This is a genomic window from Streptomyces sp. NPDC001941 (assembly GCF_040296945.1).
Classification (GTDB): Bacteria; Actinomycetota; Actinomycetes; order Streptomycetales; family Streptomycetaceae; genus Streptomyces.
Genome location: NZ_JBEOYE010000041.1, coordinates 68,751 through 84,091, shown reverse-complemented (window position 1 = coordinate 84,091; position 15,341 = coordinate 68,751). Strand labels below are relative to the sequence as shown.

At 72.7% G+C, this 15,341-nt stretch carries 12 protein-coding genes; 8 read left to right on the top strand and 4 right to left on the bottom strand.

The window, feature by feature from the left end:
* Nucleotides 1-608, top strand: a 608-nt coding sequence (locus ABT160_RS25725) for an RICIN domain-containing protein (protein ID WP_351650165.1), incomplete at its 5' end; no start/stop codon positions are given.
* A gap of 118 nt (nucleotides 609-726) precedes the next feature.
* Nucleotides 727-2,193 carry a NucA/NucB deoxyribonuclease domain-containing protein gene (locus tag ABT160_RS25720; protein WP_351650164.1) on the top strand — a complete coding sequence of 489 codons (1,467 nt, stop codon included), beginning with the start codon at nucleotides 727-729 and terminating at the stop codon, nucleotides 2,191-2,193.
* Nucleotides 2,194-2,281: 88 nt separating this feature from the next.
* On the opposite strand, the gene ABT160_RS25715 is transcribed toward ABT160_RS25720, so the two are convergent.
* Complete coding sequence (locus ABT160_RS25715; protein ID WP_351650163.1) at nucleotides 2,282-2,965, bottom strand: response regulator; 684 nt, start codon at nucleotides 2,963-2,965, stop codon at nucleotides 2,282-2,284.
* A gap of 56 nt (nucleotides 2,966-3,021) precedes the next feature.
* Complete coding sequence (locus ABT160_RS25710; protein ID WP_351650162.1) at nucleotides 3,022-4,236, bottom strand: sensor histidine kinase; 1,215 nt, start codon at nucleotides 4,234-4,236, stop codon at nucleotides 3,022-3,024.
* A 344-nt stretch (nucleotides 4,237-4,580) separates the two neighbouring features.
* Here ABT160_RS25710 and ABT160_RS25705 point away from each other — a divergent pair, with 344 nt between their 5' ends.
* The 5 genes from ABT160_RS25705 to ABT160_RS25685 all read left to right on the top strand — a co-directional run bounded on the left by ABT160_RS25705 (nucleotide 4,581) and on the right by ABT160_RS25685 (nucleotide 12,226).
* Nucleotides 4,581-5,855, top strand: a complete 1,275-nt coding sequence (locus ABT160_RS25705) for a cytochrome ubiquinol oxidase subunit I (RefSeq protein WP_351650161.1) — start codon at nucleotides 4,581-4,583, stop codon at nucleotides 5,853-5,855.
* Nucleotides 5,856-5,866: 11 nt separating this feature from the next.
* A complete protein-coding gene (locus ABT160_RS25700; RefSeq protein ID WP_351650160.1) occupies nucleotides 5,867-6,640 on the top strand; it encodes a cytochrome d ubiquinol oxidase subunit II in 774 nt (257 codons plus the stop codon).
* Entirely contained in the window at nucleotides 6,637-8,412 is a 1,776-nt protein-coding gene (cydD, locus tag ABT160_RS25695) for a thiol reductant ABC exporter subunit CydD (protein ID WP_351650159.1), read from the top strand. The genes ABT160_RS25700 and cydD overlap by 4 nt, the downstream gene beginning before the upstream one ends.
* Nucleotides 8,409-10,148, top strand: coding sequence for a thiol reductant ABC exporter subunit CydC (gene cydC / locus ABT160_RS25690; RefSeq protein WP_351650158.1), 1,740 nt, complete (start codon nucleotides 8,409-8,411; stop codon nucleotides 10,146-10,148). Before cydD ends, cydC begins: the two co-directional genes overlap by 4 nt.
* 104 nt (nucleotides 10,149-10,252) lie before the next feature.
* The gene (locus ABT160_RS25685) at nucleotides 10,253-12,226 is read left to right on the top strand and encodes an ABC1 kinase family protein (RefSeq protein ID WP_351650157.1); all 1,974 of its coding nucleotides are present in this window, start codon (nucleotides 10,253-10,255) and stop codon (nucleotides 12,224-12,226) included.
* Nucleotides 12,227-12,288: 62 nt separating this feature from the next.
* Here the strand turns inward: ABT160_RS25685 and ABT160_RS25680 are convergent, their stop codons facing one another.
* Nucleotides 12,289-13,752 carry a helix-turn-helix domain-containing protein gene (locus ABT160_RS25680; RefSeq protein ID WP_351650156.1) on the bottom strand — a complete coding sequence of 488 codons (1,464 nt, stop codon included), beginning with the start codon at nucleotides 13,750-13,752 and terminating at the stop codon, nucleotides 12,289-12,291.
* Between the two features lie 200 nt (nucleotides 13,753-13,952).
* On the opposite strand from ABT160_RS25680, the gene ABT160_RS25675 reads away from it, so the two are divergent.
* The gene (locus ABT160_RS25675; protein WP_351650155.1) at nucleotides 13,953-14,576 is read left to right on the top strand and encodes a hypothetical protein; all 624 of its coding nucleotides are present in this window, start codon (nucleotides 13,953-13,955) and stop codon (nucleotides 14,574-14,576) included.
* A gap of 141 nt (nucleotides 14,577-14,717) precedes the next feature.
* On the opposite strand, the gene ABT160_RS25670 is transcribed toward ABT160_RS25675, so the two are convergent.
* Nucleotides 14,718-15,191: a hypothetical protein gene (locus tag ABT160_RS25670; protein ID WP_351650154.1), complete on the bottom strand. Its 474-nt coding sequence runs from the start codon at nucleotides 15,189-15,191 to the stop codon at nucleotides 14,718-14,720.
* Nucleotides 15,192-15,341: the final 150 nt, after the last annotated feature.

The following is a 15,341-nucleotide window of genomic DNA, read 5'->3' as shown; positions in this document are numbered from 1 at the left end:
TCATCGGCATCACCAGCCGCTCCTGGCAAGGCGGCTGCCTCGCAGAAACCGAAACCCGCAACAACGCCGTCATCACCCGCACCGACAACACACCGGACCTCCCTCAGGGGCGTCTGCTGAACGCGGCGACCGGCTGGTGCGCGGACCTCCCGAACGCCGAGGCGACGTACGGCGCGTACACGTACCAGTACCCCTGCGTCGAGCCGGCGTCCTCCGACAACCAGCAGTTCGAGTTCGTGCACACGCGCGGCCTCAACGTCGGGGGTACGGCACGGCAGTTGTTCATGCTCAAGAACACCAAGAGCGGTCAGTGCGTCGACGTGCCGAACGCCGAGGACAACCCGCCGACGACCAAGGTCGGGATGTACACGTGCGTCGCGGCGGCCAACGCCGCGACCGACAACCAGGAGTGGTACTGGGTGCCCGGACCCGGTCTCGCCCGGTACCTGGTGAACGCCAAGTCAGGACTGTGCCTGGACGTTCCCGGCTGGGCGTCGGACAACACGGACAAGGGCAACGCGAATCCGCTGACGCTCTACCCGTGCCAGAAGGACGACCCGCTGTGGGGGGAGAACGGCGCCGACGACCACCTGTGGTTCTGGCTCTGAGGCCGCAGGACAGCTCTCGGCGCGCGGCGTGGTCCGCGGCTGACCGCCTCCTCGGTGTCGTCGACCGTCCGAGCCCTCTCGCAACCGATCCGCGACAACAGTCCGACAGAGAGAAGACATGTCAGCACGACGTATCCGAGTGGTGTTGTTCCCTCTGGCGCTCTCCCTCACCCTGGCCCTCACGGCCGCGGGCACTTCGAGCGCTGATGAGGCCCACGGCCGCGACGCCTCCGGCTCCACCAGCCCGGCGCCGGTCGACCCCGCCGCCCCGGCCGCCATCTTGCGAACGGCTCCCTTCACCGCGGGAGACACCTGCACCGACGTCCCCGCCGGCGCGCGCACCGCGACGCACGACGCCGTCAGGGCGTGCATACGGGTGAGGAGCAGACCGTCCGCCAAGGCGGGCACCGCACTTCCGTCCCAGGCCGCACGAACTCCCGCTGCGGCGGCCACCCATGGCCCCACAGACTCGGGAGCCAAGCGGAACGGCGAAGCGAGCAAGGGCCCCCGCGGCCTGCCAGGCGACGAAGCAGAGCCCGACGATCCGGCCGGCGACGGCATCAGCACCGAGTTCGAGCCCGACACCGACGACCCCGAGCCGCCGGCACCCTCCTGCCGGATCACCGAACCCGGCACCTGGAGCTGGAGTCGTACCGGCGGCATGTGCTTGAACGGCGCCGAGGTCACGTACACGCTCTACGACGCGAACTCCGTGGTGATAGGCAGGGGCCTGATCGCCGTCAACTCGTCCCTCGCCACCTCCTACAGGTCTTTGGAACTGAAGGAGACGATCACCGCCAAGGTGATCCGTGTCGAAGGAGACGTACAGAGCCTCACCGTGCGCATGAAGGTCGGCTGCGGTACGGGATGCAAGACGGTGACCAAGCAGCCCTGGTACGCCAGGACTCTTGCGCTCAACGGGGAGGCCACGGGGACGACCAAGTACAACGGCGGTGAGTTCGCGGCGGGCAGCACCCGCTCGTCCTTCCAGACCGACTACACGATGTACGTCTCGATGCCAGGGGGCGAGCCGATCGACGCGGAGGCGTCCTGGCCCAGCCCGGCGGGCGCGAAGATCCGCTGCGACGCCGAGCAGCCCCGGCTGCGGGGCTGCGTCATCCCCACCGACGACCCCCCTGTCCTGAGCTATTCGCGATCGCACGCGAAGTACGGGCTCGTCGTACCGATCTACGAAGCGGTCATGACCCGCCGCGGGACCAACCTCCTGCACGCGGTGGACCAGGCGCAGGCGGGGGCCAACCGCGCCGCGACCTGCTCTTCGTTCACCAACCTCTACCCGGCCGTTCGCGGCAAGGACAGCTGCGACGAGTTCCCGATGGCCAGTACCAGGGAGGGGGGCCAGGCCGGCGCTCTCTGCGCCGAACTGACGCCTCAGTTCGACGCGAACGGCGTGTGGTCGGCGCCGGCGACGTGGCCCAACCGGCCCACCACCAACACGGAGACCTGTCTGCGCCTGCACATCTCCCAGAGCGCCAACAGCTCCGCCGGTGGTGTCCTCGGAGCCCTCCGCAAGTACCAGCGCCTGATCACTGACGACCCGTTCCGCATCGAGTTCACAGCCTGAACCGGGCGCCATGAACCAGGCGTCGCCGGGCACGACGAACCGGGCGCCACGGACCGGGCCCCAGGACCGGGCACCAGGAACCCGCGGATCAGCCGATCCCGGTGCCGTCGGTCGCAGTGCCCGGGGTCACCAGGCCCGACTCATAGGCGGTGACGACGAGTTGGGCGCGGTCGCGAGCGCCCAGTTTGCCCATGATGCGGCTCACGTGCTTCTTCGCGGTCAGCGGGCTCAGCTCCAAGTGGTCGGCGATCTCCTGGTTGTTCAACCCGCGGGCCACCAGGATGAGGATCTGTCGTTCCCGCGCGGAGAGCTGGGCCAGCTCCGCCGGGACGGGGCTGGGCTTCTGGACGTTGAGGACCTGGGCGATGAGCCGGCCGGTGGCGCCGGGCGAGAGGAGTGCCTCACCGGCGGCGACGGTGCGCATCGCGGCGAGCAGGTCGACGGGGAGCATGTCCTTGACGACGAATCCGGACGCTCCGGCCCGCAGGGCCTCGACGATGTTCTCGTCGGTGTCGTAGGTGGTGAGCACGAGGATCCTCAGCCCGTTCAGTTCTTCGTCCCCGGCGATGAGACGGGTGGCCTCGATGCCGTCGAGGTCGGGCATGCGGATGTCCATCAGGATGAGGTCGGCGGGCGTGGCGCGGGCCAGCTCCACGGCCTCCCGCCCGGTGGAGGCCTGGCCGACGACCTCCATGTCGGGAGCCGCCTTGACGAGCATGGCGAAGGCGCTTCGTACGAGGTGCTGGTCGTCCGCCAGCAGTACGCGGATCATGATGGGTCCCTAAGAATGGTTGGCGGTCCGGGAGGACCGGGTGTGGCTTGACACGGTCATTGAGATTCCTCTCGGGGACGTGACGGGTCCTCTCGCGGGGCGGACGGTGCGAGCGGAAGCAGGGCGGTGACGGCGAACCCGCCGCCCGGGCGCGGGCCCGCGGTGAGGGTCCCGCCGACGCTGCGGGCGCGTTCCTCCATCCCGATGAGCCCGAACCGGGACCCGCTGGTGCCGTGGCCGGGTGTGCCGTCGTCCGTGACGGTGAGGTGCAGCGTGTCGTCGCGGCCCTCCACGCTGACCACCGCACGGGCCTGCGGACCGCCGTGGCGGGCCGTGTTGGTGAGGGCCTCCTGGACGATGCGGTAGACGGCGGCCTCCACCGAGGGCCGCAGCCGGTCGCCCTCGACGGCCAGTGTGAGCCGCGCGTCCGCGCGCCGGGCGAGGGCGGGCAGTGCGGCGAGGCCGGGGAGCGGGCCCTCGTCCTCCGGGTTCTGCTCGTTGCGCAGGACCTCCAGGGTGGCGCGGACCTCGGAGCGGGCGGTACGGCAGGTCTCCGCGATGTCGTCCAGCGCCTCGGAGACGGCTTGCCGGTCGAGCTGGTCCGGATCCAGCTGGAGGACGTGCGAGGCCACCGACGTCTGTACGCCGATCAAGGTGATGGAGTGGGCCAGCAGGTCGTGCAGGTCCCGGGCGATGCGCAGCCGCTCCTCGGCCACGCGGCGGGCAGCCATCTCCTCGCGGGTCTGTTCGGCGTGCACGGCCCGCTGCCGGTACCCCCGCATCCAGATCCCGGCGATGACCACCGCGGCGATCCAGCCGGAGACGCGCAGGGTGCCCAGCGCTCCGCCGGCGTCCGAGATCCAGTTCGCCGCCACCGTCCCGGCGATGACGACCGCGCCGGTGATCACCGCCCGGCGGGGCGTCCCGGTGACCGCGACCGTGTAGAGGAGGGTCATGGTGCCGACGACCGGCGCCGTGTGGTTGTAGCCCAGCGCGTGGTACGGGCCGATGAACGCGATCATGACGATCAGGGCGGGCAGCGTGTGGGAGCGGCGCCAGACCAGCGGTGCCTGTCCGCACAGCAGCAGGATCCACCCCAGTGCGTCCAGGTGCTTCCCGTCGTGGCCGATGCCGGCCAGTGCGACGGACAGTCCCATCAGGAACAGTGCGAGGAGCACGTCATTGCGCAGGGGGTGCCGTGAGTCCGCCGGATCGCGGTGGACCGCGGCGGTGACGCGTTCGCTCAGGCCGGTGCGCAGCAAGTTGTCCACACGTACATCCTCACAGTGGCGCGGCCCGGCACCCGGGAGGTGCTTCCGCCCGGCGGTCGGCGTCGGCCGCCCGGCACGGTGCGGTACGGCGCCCGCCAGGGTCGGGTCAGGCCTCCATCGTCCCGTCCGTCCGGCCGGTGCGGGTCAGGCTCCGGGCGGACTCGCGCGTACTCCCGCGGGGGCCATCGCGCGCCGCGTACTCCCCAGGTAGCAGAGATCGCCGTGACGGGCGCGTCCGTGGGTCCCCCGGGGAGTACCGGACCGCCCGCTTACCTCCACGGGGGCAACGCCGGTTCGCACCCCGGTACGACGTCCGGCGTCGTTCCGGCGACCAGGGTTGAACCATGGACGCAGTCACCCTCGACCTGGCCCGTCTGCAGTTCGCCCTGACGGCGGGTACGCACTTCCTCTTCGTGGCGCTCACCCTCGGCCTGGCCACCCTGGTGGCCGTCATCCAGACCCGGGCCACCCTCGCGGGCAGCCACCCGCACTGGCGCATGACCCGCTTCTGGGGCCAGCTCTACGTCATCAACTACGCGCTGGGCATCGTCACCGGACTGGTGATGGAACTCCAGCTGGGCCTCAACTGGGGCGGGCTCGCGCACTTCGCCGGGAACGTCTTCGGCTCCTCCCTCGCGCTGGAGACGATCACGGCCTTCTTCCTCGAATCCACCTTCCTCGGACTGTGGATCTTCGGCTGGGGACGGCTGAACCGCTGGGTGCACCTGGCCCTGATCTGGGGCATCGTCCTGACCGCCTACGCCTCCGCGTACTGGATCATGGTCTCCAACGGATTCCTGCAGCACCCGGTCGGCGCGGAGGTCGTGGACGGCGTCCTGCGGCTCACCGACGCCCGCGCCGTCTTCACCAACCAGAACGCCCTGGTCGCCCTCGGCCACCTGCTGGGCGGCGCCCTGGCCACCGGCGGCCTGGTCATGGCCGGCATCAGCGCGTACCACCTGCGTCGGCGCACCCCGGACGAGGAGTTCTTCCGCCGCTCCCTGCGCATCGGCCTGGGCACCGCGCTGCCCGCGCTGCTGCTGACCGTGGGGATGGGCAGCATGTTCTTCGGCATCCTGGACGAGACCCAGCCCATGAAGATGGCCGTCTTCGGCGGGGACGCGGCGGAGACGGCGAGGCTGCAGGGCGCGATGGTCGAGGCGTACGGTCCCGGCGACTACGTCCCCTCCGGCATCGGCGCGACCGCCGCCTACCTGATGATGTTCTGCTGGGTCCTCATGACGGTGATCACCGTCGCCGGGATCCTGATGGCGCGCTCCCGCGAGCGCATCGGGCGCTCACGGCGCCGCGTGCGCCTGCTCGTGTACGCGATCCCGCTGCCGTTCCTCGCGATGCTCGCCGGATGGGTGTTCCGGGAGACCGGCCGACAGCCCTGGGTCGTCTACGGACTGCTCAGGACCGAGGACGCGATCTCCGACGTCTCACCGGGCCTGTTCCGCGTGTCACTGGTGCTGTTCACGGTCCTGTTCGCCGTGCTCGCGGCCGTCAACTACTGGCTGCTGGCCCGCTTCGCGCGCCGCGGCCCCGACGCCGCCGCGCTGGGCCGGCCGTCGTCCGAGTCGCGGCCCGCGGCCCCCTTCCCCACCGCGACGTACTGAACGAGGCACACATGGACATCATCGCCGTCGCCCTCCTGGCGTTCTTCACCCTCGGCTACCTCGTCCTGGGAGGCGCCGACATCGGAACCGGCATGGTCATGCCCTACCTGGGCCGCGACGACGGCGAACGCCGCCTGGTCGTCACCTCCATCGCCCCCTTCTTCCTGGCCAACGAGGTGTGGCTGGTCGCCGCGATCGGCCTGCTGGCCGGCGCCTTCCCCGACCTGGAGGGTGTGCTCCTCCACGACCTGTACGCGGCCTTCACCCTGGTCCTCGCCGGATGGGTGCTGCGCGACGGGGGCCTGTGGCTGCGCGGACGCGTGGACGGCCTGCGCTGGCGCCGTACCTGGGACACCGCCACCGTCACCGGCAGCTGGGCGGTCGCGCTGGGCTGGGGAGCCGTCCTGGGCCCGGTCCTGGCCGGCCGGACCGACGGCTCCCTGGCCGACCCCGCCGCGGTCACGGGCATGGCCGTCGCGGCCGTCGCCTTCTGCCTCCACGGACTGGCGTTCGCCTCGCTGCGCCTGACCGGGACGCTCCGGCGGCGCGCCCGGCTGCTGCCCGGCCGGGCCGAAGCCCTCCCGCTGCTACTGACGTCCGCGGCCGTCGCCGTCACCGTGGGCCTGGCCGGGCTCCGGCTGTCGCCGATCGACAGCGTCGCCCACCCGGCGTCGCTGGACTTCCTGCTGCCGCCGCTGCTGATCGCGCTGCCCCTGCTGGTCGCGGCCCAGGCCTGGGTGTGGCGGGTCTTCCGCCACCGCGTCACGGAACCGATGTACCTGTGAGCGCCCGCATCGCCCGTCTGCTGCCCCGCAAGGCCCTGCTCGCACTGGGCCTGCTGGCGGCCGGTCACGGCACGGTCGTCCTCGTGCAGGCCCGTCTGACGGCCCGCGCCGTCGCCGACCTGGACGCCACCGCGCTGCCCTGGCTGGCCGTCGCCTTCGCCGCCCGCGCGGTGCTGTCCTGGACCACCGAGACGGTCGCCCGCCGCAGCGCCGCCACCGTCAAGGAGCACCTGCGCGGCCGGCTGGTGGCCGCCGCCGGTACGCAGGAGAGCGGCGGGCGGTTCGCCACGCTGCTCGGCTCCGGCCTCGACGCCCTGGACGCTTCCCTGACCGGTTACGTCCCGCAGATGGCGCGGGCCGCCCTCGTACCGCTCCTGGTCCTCATCCAGCTCGCCTTCGCCGACCCCGCCTCCGCGCTGGTCGTCCTGGTCACGCTGCCCCTGATCCCGGTGTTCGGGATCCTGATCGGCCTGCGCACCAAGGACGCCACCGCACACCAGTGGGCGCACCTGAACCGGCTGGGCGGCCACTTCGGGGACGTACTGACCGGCCTGCCGACCCTGCGCGCCTTCCGGCGCACCGGGCACCAGTCCGGCGTCATCCGCGCGATGGCGCACGCACACCGCACGGCCACGATGCGCGCCCTGCGCACCGCGTTCCTGTCCGGCCTGGTCCTCGACCTGGTCGCCTCCCTGTCCGTGGCCGTCGTCGCCGTCCCCGTCGGGCTGAGGCTCCTGGCCGGGCACCTCGACCTGGAGACCGGCCTGTTGGTGCTCATCCTGACCCCCGAGGCGTACGGACCGCTGCGCGCCCTGGGCACGCGGTTCCACGCCGGGGCCGAAGGCATGGCGGTCGCCCGGCAGATCGAGGAGACCCTCGACCCCGCGCACCTGCCCGCATCTGCCTCGGGCCGAACCTCCGGGCTCGCGCCCGCGCCCGGTGTCACGCCTGCCTCGGGCCGAACTCCCGGGCCCGTGCCCACCCACGGGAGCACGCCGGTCACCCTCACCGGCGACATCCGGCTGTGCGACGTCACCGTCACCTACCCCGGACGGCGACACCCCGCTCTGGACCGGGTCTCCCTGACCATCAGACCGGGGGAGCGGGTCGCCGTGGTGGGCCCCAGTGGCGCGGGGAAGTCGACGCTGCTGCACCTCCTGATGGGCTTCGTCACGCCCGACGGCGGACGCGTCCTCGTCGACGGCGCCGACCTGAGCACCCTCGACCCGACGGCCTGGCGCGCCCGCACGGCGTGGCTGGGCCAGCACCCCCACCTGTTCGCCACCACCATCGCCGACAACATCCGCCTGGGAGCCCCGGACGCCACCGACGACGAGGTCACCGCGGCGGCCCGGGCGGCGCACGCCGACACCTTCGTCAGCGCTTTGCCCGAGGGGTACGCGACCGAGCTGGGGGAGCGCGGGGCGGGCCTCTCCGCCGGACAGCGCCAGCGCATCGCCCTGGCCCGCGCCCATCTGCGCGACGCGCCCCTGGTCCTGCTGGACGAGCCGACCGCCCGCCTCGACGTCAGCAGCGAACAGGCCGTCGTCGAGGCCGCCACCACCCTCCTGCACGGCCGGACCGCCGTCATGGTCGCCCACCGACCGGCCCTCCTGGCGAGCGCGACCCGCGTCCTCCGCATCGTCGACGGCCAGGTGTCCGAACTGCCCCTTCCCCCAGCACCTTCCGACCACCCCCTCCACCCGCCACGGTCGGAACAACCGTCCGGTCTCCGCCTCCACCCCGCACGAACGGAAGGCACCCCGGCATGAACACCCCGGCCGTCAGCCTGCTCCGGGGCACCGTGCGCCTGCGACGGATGCTGCCCGCGGCGCTGGCCGCCGTCACCGCCGAACTCTGTGGCACCGGCCTGATCGCCGCCTCCGCCTGGCTGATCGCCCGCGCCGCCCAGCAACCCGACATCGCCGCCCTGGGACTGGCGATCGTCGCCGTCAGGGCCTTCGCCACCCTGCGCGGAGCGTTCCGCTACGCCGAACGCCTGGCCGGGCACGACGTCGCCCTGCGCGCGGTCGCGGAACTGCGCGGCCGCGTGTACGACGCCCTCGCCCGGCGCCCCCGCAACGGCCCCGGAAACACCGAGGGCGACGCGCTGACCCGCCTGATCGCGGACACCGACAGCATCCAGGACCTGCTCCTGCGCTGCCTGCTCCCCCTCACCACTGCCTCCTTCGCCGCCGTCGGCTCAGTGGTCCTGTTCGCGGTGCTCCTGCCCGTGGGCGCCCTCGCCCTCGGCGCCGGACTCCTCGTCGCGGGCGTACTCGTCCCCGCCGCCAGCGCCCGGGCCACCCGGCACCTGGGCCGGCGGACCGTCGCCGCCCGTGCCCGGCTGGCCGCCCGCGGCCTCGACCTGGTCGACGGCGCACGGGACCTGGCCGCCTACGGCGCCACCGACCGGGCCCGCGCACGTGCCCACGTCCAGGCCGCCGCCCTGGCCCGCGCCGAGAGGCGGGCCGCGCTGGTGGGCGGCCTCACCACCGGGGCCGGAATCCTGGTCCAAGGGCTCACGGTGACGGCCGTGACGTACCTCGCCCTGCACGCGCAGGGGGGAGAGGTCCTCACCGCGGTACTGTCCCTGACCAGCCTGGCCGCAGTCGAAAGCGTCCTGCCGCTGTCGGAGGCCGCCCAGCACTGGACCCGGGTGCGCCCCGCCCTGCACCGCGTCGCCACGCTGATGGCGCGGTCCGACACCCCCGTACGCTCAAGGGTCCAGCGGAGCCCGGAAGGCGCCGTCGAACTGCGGGGCGTCCGCGTCGACTACGACGGCCACCCGGCCCTGCTCCATCTCGACCTGCACATCGACGAGGGCCGTTCCGTGGCCGTCGTCGGCGCGAGCGGCGCGGGCAAGAGCACCCTGCTCGCGGTCCTCGGCTCCCTGGTCGAACCCGACGCCGGCACCGCCTGCCTGCCCCCGTCCCGCGCCCTGACGCACGACGCCCACCTCTTCCCGACCTCCCTGCGCGCCAACCTCACCCTGGCGCGCCCCCACGCCACCGACCGGGACATCACCGCCGCCCTGCGCACCGCCGGGCTCGACACCTGGGCGGCCGCTCTCCCGCGAGGATGGGACACACCTGTCGGCCAGGGCGGCACCCGGCTCTCCGGCGGACAGCGCCAGCGCCTCGCCCTGGCCCGGGCCCTGCTCGCCGACCCTCCGCTGCTCCTCCTCGACGAACCCGCCGAAGCACTCGACACCGACGCCGCCGACGCCGTCGTCCACCGCGTCCTCGCCGCACGGCGCCACCGCACCACCGTCGTCGTCACGCACCGCCTCGCCCCCCTCGCCGCCTTCGACGAGGTCCTCGTCATGGACGAGGGACGGATCGCCGACCGGGGCCGCCACCACGACCTCACCCGACGGGAAGGCCCCTACCGGGACCTGTGGCAGGCGGAACAGCTCACCACCGTACCCCGAACCCTGGACCTCGCATCCCGGACCCCGGACCCCGGACCCCGGACCCCGGACCCCGCGCCCGGCCCGCCCCGGTGACGGCGCGTCCGCCGCGCTGACATGACACCCCGTCAGCTCGCACCCGCCGCACCGGGCGTGTCACGTACACCGGACGCCCGCACCTCATCTGAGATGGACCAGTGATGACACAAGCCTCGCTCCTCGGCGTCCACCCCGCGCTCGCGGTACCCGCACTGATCGGCGTGTTCGTGGTCACCGTGGGACCGGCACTGATCGGGCGGAGACTGCTGAAGCTGCGCAGCAGCCTCCTGCGGGTGGTGCTCTGCGCGTTCTTCGGCCTCGCCGTCGCCGGAGCGAGCATGGGGCCGCTCTTCACCGCCCCGGGCTGGCAGTGGGACCTCCTCCCGCTGTTCTGGGGCGTCAACCTGGCCGCGACGATGCTCGCCCTGCTCCTGCTGGAGACCGTGCTGCCCAGCAGCGGCCCCGGCCTGTTCCGGCACCTGTACGGACGCCTCCTGCGCGCCCGCCGCTACCTCCAGGTCTCACGGGCCTCCGCCCGCAACGGCCTGCCGCGCCACCTGACCGACCGCCCCAGCCGCAACACCCCCGAACGCAACGCCCAGTTCGCGCTGGCCCTGCGCCGCACCCTGGAGGAGTGCGGTGTCACCTTCGTCAAGCTCGGCCAGGTCCTGTCCACCCGCAGGGACCTGCTGCCCGACGAGTTCATCGACGAGCTGAGCAAACTGCAGAACGACGTGCCTCCCGCTCCCTGGGAAGAAGTACGGCTGCGGCTGACCGAAGAGCTCGGCGCACCCCCCGAGCAACTGTTCACCGAGTTCGAACAGGCCCCGCTGGCCGCGGCGTCCATCGCGCAGGTCCACCGCGCCACGCTCCCCGACGGCCGCCGCGTCGTCGTCAAGGTCCAGCGCCCCGGCATCGTACGCAGGGTCGAACGGGACCTCGACATCTGCCGGCGCGTCGCGCACACCCTCGAACAGCGCTACGCCTGGGCAAAGAACTTGGGAGCCGTCGCCCTCGCCGACGGTTTCGCCGACGCGCTGCGCGAGGAGCTCGACTTCAGGGTCGAGGCCCGCAACCTCACCACCGTCAAGGCGGCGGCCGCCCAGCGCGGCGGACGGGCCACCGTGAAGATCCCCGACGTCCACGCGGACCTGACCACCGCCCGGGTGCTGGTGATGGAACTCCTCGACGGCATCCCCCTGGGCCGGTCCCGCAGCGCCCTGGACGACCGCGACGCGGACCGCGAGGCCCTCGCCCGCACGCTGCTGTCCGCGCTCCTGCGGCAGGTCATGGTCGACGGCGTCTTCCACGCCGACCCCCACCCCGGCAACATCCTGCTGCTGCCCGACAACACGCTCGCCCTGCTCGACTTCGGTTCGGTCGGCCGCCTCGACACCCAGCTCCAGGGCTCCCTGCAACGCCTGTTGCTGGCCATCGACCAACGCGACCCCGCCGCCCTGCGCGATGCGTTCATCGAGGTCATGGACCGCTCCGACGGCGTCGACGGCGAGTCCCTCGAACGTGACCTGGGCCGGTTCATGGCCCGCCACCTCGGCCCGGGCCTGGCCCCCGACGTCGAGATGTTCACCGACATGTTCCGCATCGTCTCCGCGCACGGCGTCGCCGTCCCCGCCGAAGTCGCCGCCGTCTTCCGCGCCCTGGCCACCTTGGAAGGCACCCTCGCGCAGCTCGCGCCCGGCTTCAACATCGTCAACGAGTCCCGGGCCTTCGCCGCCGAAGAGGTCAACGAACACCTGCGCCCCGCGACGCTCCGCCAGACCGTCACCGACGAACTGATGGCGATGCTGCCCGTCCTGCGGCGCATCCCCCGCCGCGCCGACCGCATCACCGCCGACCTCGAACGGGGCCGACTCACCCTCAACGTCCGCCTCTTCTCCCACAAGGACGACGAACGCGTCGCGGCACGACTCCTGCACCAGGCCATGACGACGGTCCTCGCCGCCACGTCCGGGATCATGGCCGTCCTGCTGCTCGGCAGCGACGGCGGCCCCGAAGTCTCCAACTCGCTGAGCCTGTACGCCGTGTTCGGCTACAACCTGCTCGTCTTCAGCATCATCCTGATGCTCCGCGTGATGTTCAACGGAGCCCGGGCGGCGACCGGCCGCGACGGATGAACCCGCACCGCACAGCGCCCGGCGCCGACCACCGCGTCCGCGCATGAGCGGCCGGACAGGCCCTAGCTGTAGGCCCCCCACCGTCGGCCCGAGGTGTCGTACGCGTACCGGGGCAGGCCCTTGATGGCGCTGGTGCGGAACGGGCGGCCGTCGTCGTCGATGCGCACGGTGCCGCTGCGGCCCTGCGAGGACCAGTCCAGCTCCAGGTACCAGCGGCAGTCGCACGCACTGGTCCCGGCCGTGATCAGCAGCACCTCGGGGTCCTTCGCCGAGACGCGGTAGGGCATGCGAACCGCCGGGATCGGGTTGCCCGAGTCGTTCCCCGCGACCGCGCGGACGACGGGGCGGTCCTTGTCCAGGTCCACGGCGAAGGACCGGGGAGTGAGCGCGCCGCCGCAGCCCATGTCCATGGCGTAGGCGTTCCCCTCTGCCGGGGACGTACGACCGGCCACGCGCACGCGCAGCGCCTCCAGGACGACGGCCGTGTCGCTGAGGCCCTGCACCGACAGCCGGAGCAGCGTCTCGCCGCCGTGCACCGCGCCCTGCGTGGCCGCCCAGGGCGCCGCGTCCTGCGGGGCCGGGGGCGGGGGGACCTGGCCCGGCGGCTTGGCGATGACGTAGTCGTGACCACAGCCGAGCTTCCAGGCCTGGGAGTTGACGGACCAGGCGAGCGGCAGTGCGCCGGGCTGTTCGGCGGAGGGCCGGGCGGATGGCGCGCTGGGCGGGGGAGAGGAGCCCGGGCCCTTGCCCGGGGCGGCGGGGCTGGACGTCGTCCTGGGCGTGGGGGTGCCGCTCGGGCTGGACGAGGCGTCCCGTACCTCCGGCCCCTTGGTCCCGGCCTCGGCTGTCGTGCCGGCGACCCGGTCGGGACCGTCGGCGGACGCCCGCCGCCCGTCCGGCTGCGCGGAGAAGGCCCCGAGCGCCGTGAGTACGGCACAGACGGAGGCCAGCCCGACCACGAGACGCCCGCGGCGGTACCAGGGGCGACGCGGGGTCGGGAGCGGGGGCGACGGAAGGCGGGTCGGTCCGGTGACGGGGGTCGTTTCGACGACCGCACTGCCGTCGCGGTTTAGCGGAGCACAGGATTCCGCGGTGCCCTCCACCTCCGTGCGCGGCCCGTCCGCCGTGTCGGGCGCGCTCTCGGCCGCTTCCGCCGTACGGGGCCGACGCCGGGCCGCCACCGCCGGCAGCCAACGGCGGTGGAGCTCCAGGCGTTGCTCCGCGGTCGCCCCGCACAGGGCCGCGAAGCGTTCCACCGGGGCGAAGTCGAGCGGGACCGCGTCGCCCGCGCAGTAGCGGTGCAGCGTCGAGGTGTTCATGCCGAGGCGGCGGGCCAGCGAGCCGTAGCTCCGGTCCGTGCGCTCCTTCAGCGTCCGCAGCAGCGCCGCGAACTCCGCCACCTCGTCGATGCCTCCTGCGTCGATCGCACCGTCGCCGTTCCCGCCGCCGTCGTTGCCCTGTGCCGACACGCGTCCCCGCCCTCGTACGACCTCGTCCGGCCCGGGACGGCATCCCAGGCACCTCATGTACCTGCACGTCAGAGGAGCTGGGATGGTTCCACCCCGCTCGACGGCACGTCGGCTGTTGCGCCGGCCCGCCGTGACCGTTGATGCTCTTGGTGCCGCACCGAACAGGACCGGGCCGACCAGCCGGACTCGCCGCGGCACCCACGTCCACGTACCCATTCACGTGCTCATCCACGTACTCATCCACCGGGGGAAGACCCATGTCCCTGCGCATCCGTACGAGCGCTTGCACCGCACTCACCGTCGCCGCCCTCGCGGCGGGCACGGTCCTCATCGCACCGGCCGCCGGTGCCGCGCCGAAGGCCGCCGCGCCCAAGTTCCTCTCGGCGTCCCAGCTGCCGCCGCACCCGACGTCGTCCTGGACCGCCGGGCCGGTCACCGAGGGGTTCCCCGAGGAGCTCGGCTTCTGCGTGAGCACCGAGGGAGTGCCCTCGTACGACTACCGGCACCGCACCTTCCGTACCGATCTGGACACCAACGCCGTGCAGTTGACCGTCGTGGCGGACACGGCCGCCCATGCCAAGGCCCTGGCCAAGCACTACGACGACCTGATCCGCACCTGTGCCGACCGCATCGAGCAGTCCTCACCCGACGTCGAGGCCGAGGGCAGGGACTACGGCACGCTGCCGGTCGAGGAGGGCGCCCGCGTCCGCGGCCTGCACACCGAGACGTCGTGGGGCGCGACCGACATCGCGCTGCTGTCGGTCGGGCGGGACGACAAGACCGTGACCGTCGTGAAGTGGGGACAGCTGGGCGACTTCACGAACGCGCCCGTGGCCGCCTTCAAGAAGACCACGACCACGGCCGTCAACAAGCTGTACTGACGGCCGGCGCCCCACGACGGGGTCAGGGGCTGGGGCCGTCCTTCCGCCACGGGGGTGGGAAGGACGGCCCCGTACGCGTACGCGCGTACGTACGCGTACGCGATCAGGCCCGCCGGGGAGGGGCGTTCGTACAGGGGACTGCTACTGCGGCCCGGGAATCTCGCACACCTTGCCGGAGTCCTCCGGGCACTGCCGGTAGTACTTGTGGTCATCCAGGAACGCGGTGGTGGGGAGGCCGTCGCGCCCCGGCACGATGTAGTACATCTGGGCGCCCGCCACCAGGACGTTGCTGGCGAACTCCCCCAGGACGTTGAAGGGGCCGGGCGCCACCAGGCTCGCGGTGCGCGTGGTTCCGTCGCACCGGGGCACCCAGGGCAGCGTCGGGCCCATGTTGATCTCGTTGACCGTGTAGAGCCCCGGATCGAGCTCGACCCGCCCGGTGCACTTGTAGGTGATCGACAGCGTCGCGGTGAGCTGGTCGGCCGCGACCTTCACGCCGTTGACCTTGATCATGTCCCCCTCGGCCGCGGAGGCGGGGACGGTCGCCGTCGCGAGGGCGACGAGGCTGCCCGCGGCGGTGAGGGCGGCGCAGAGTGAACGGACGGGATTGCGCATGCTGGCTCCAGGTTGGGCGCGCACATCACGCGGGGCCGGATGCCCCGGCCGTGGCGCACCGCTTCCACCGTCAGCCGCTCGGACCCCGACGGCCACTCGCGCGCGGCCGAGTACGGCCGTAGGAGTGAGTCACCGGCCGAGTCCTCGCGC

Coding starts and splice junctions, on each gene's coding strand:
- ABT160_RS25720 (WP_351650164.1), top strand. CDS start 727: ATGTCAGCACGACGTATCCGAGTGGTGTTGTTCCCTCTGGCGCTCTCC.
- cydC (WP_351650158.1), top strand. CDS start 8,409: ATGAACACCCCGGCCGTCAGCCTGCTCCGGGGCACCGTGCGCCTGCGA.
- ABT160_RS25685 (WP_351650157.1), top strand. CDS start 10,253: ATGACACAAGCCTCGCTCCTCGGCGTCCACCCCGCGCTCGCGGTACCC.
- ABT160_RS25675 (WP_351650155.1), top strand. CDS start 13,953: ATGTCCCTGCGCATCCGTACGAGCGCTTGCACCGCACTCACCGTCGCC.
- ABT160_RS25715 (WP_351650163.1), bottom strand. CDS start 2,965: ATGATCCGCGTACTGCTGGCGGACGACCAGCACCTCGTACGAAGCGCC.
- ABT160_RS25670 (WP_351650154.1), bottom strand. CDS start 15,191: ATGCGCAATCCCGTCCGTTCACTCTGCGCCGCCCTCACCGCCGCGGGC.
- ABT160_RS25680 (WP_351650156.1), bottom strand. CDS start 13,752: ATGAGGTGCCTGGGATGCCGTCCCGGGCCGGACGAGGTCGTACGAGGG.
- ABT160_RS25700 (WP_351650160.1), top strand. CDS start 5,867: ATGGACATCATCGCCGTCGCCCTCCTGGCGTTCTTCACCCTCGGCTAC.
- ABT160_RS25705 (WP_351650161.1), top strand. CDS start 4,581: ATGGACGCAGTCACCCTCGACCTGGCCCGTCTGCAGTTCGCCCTGACG.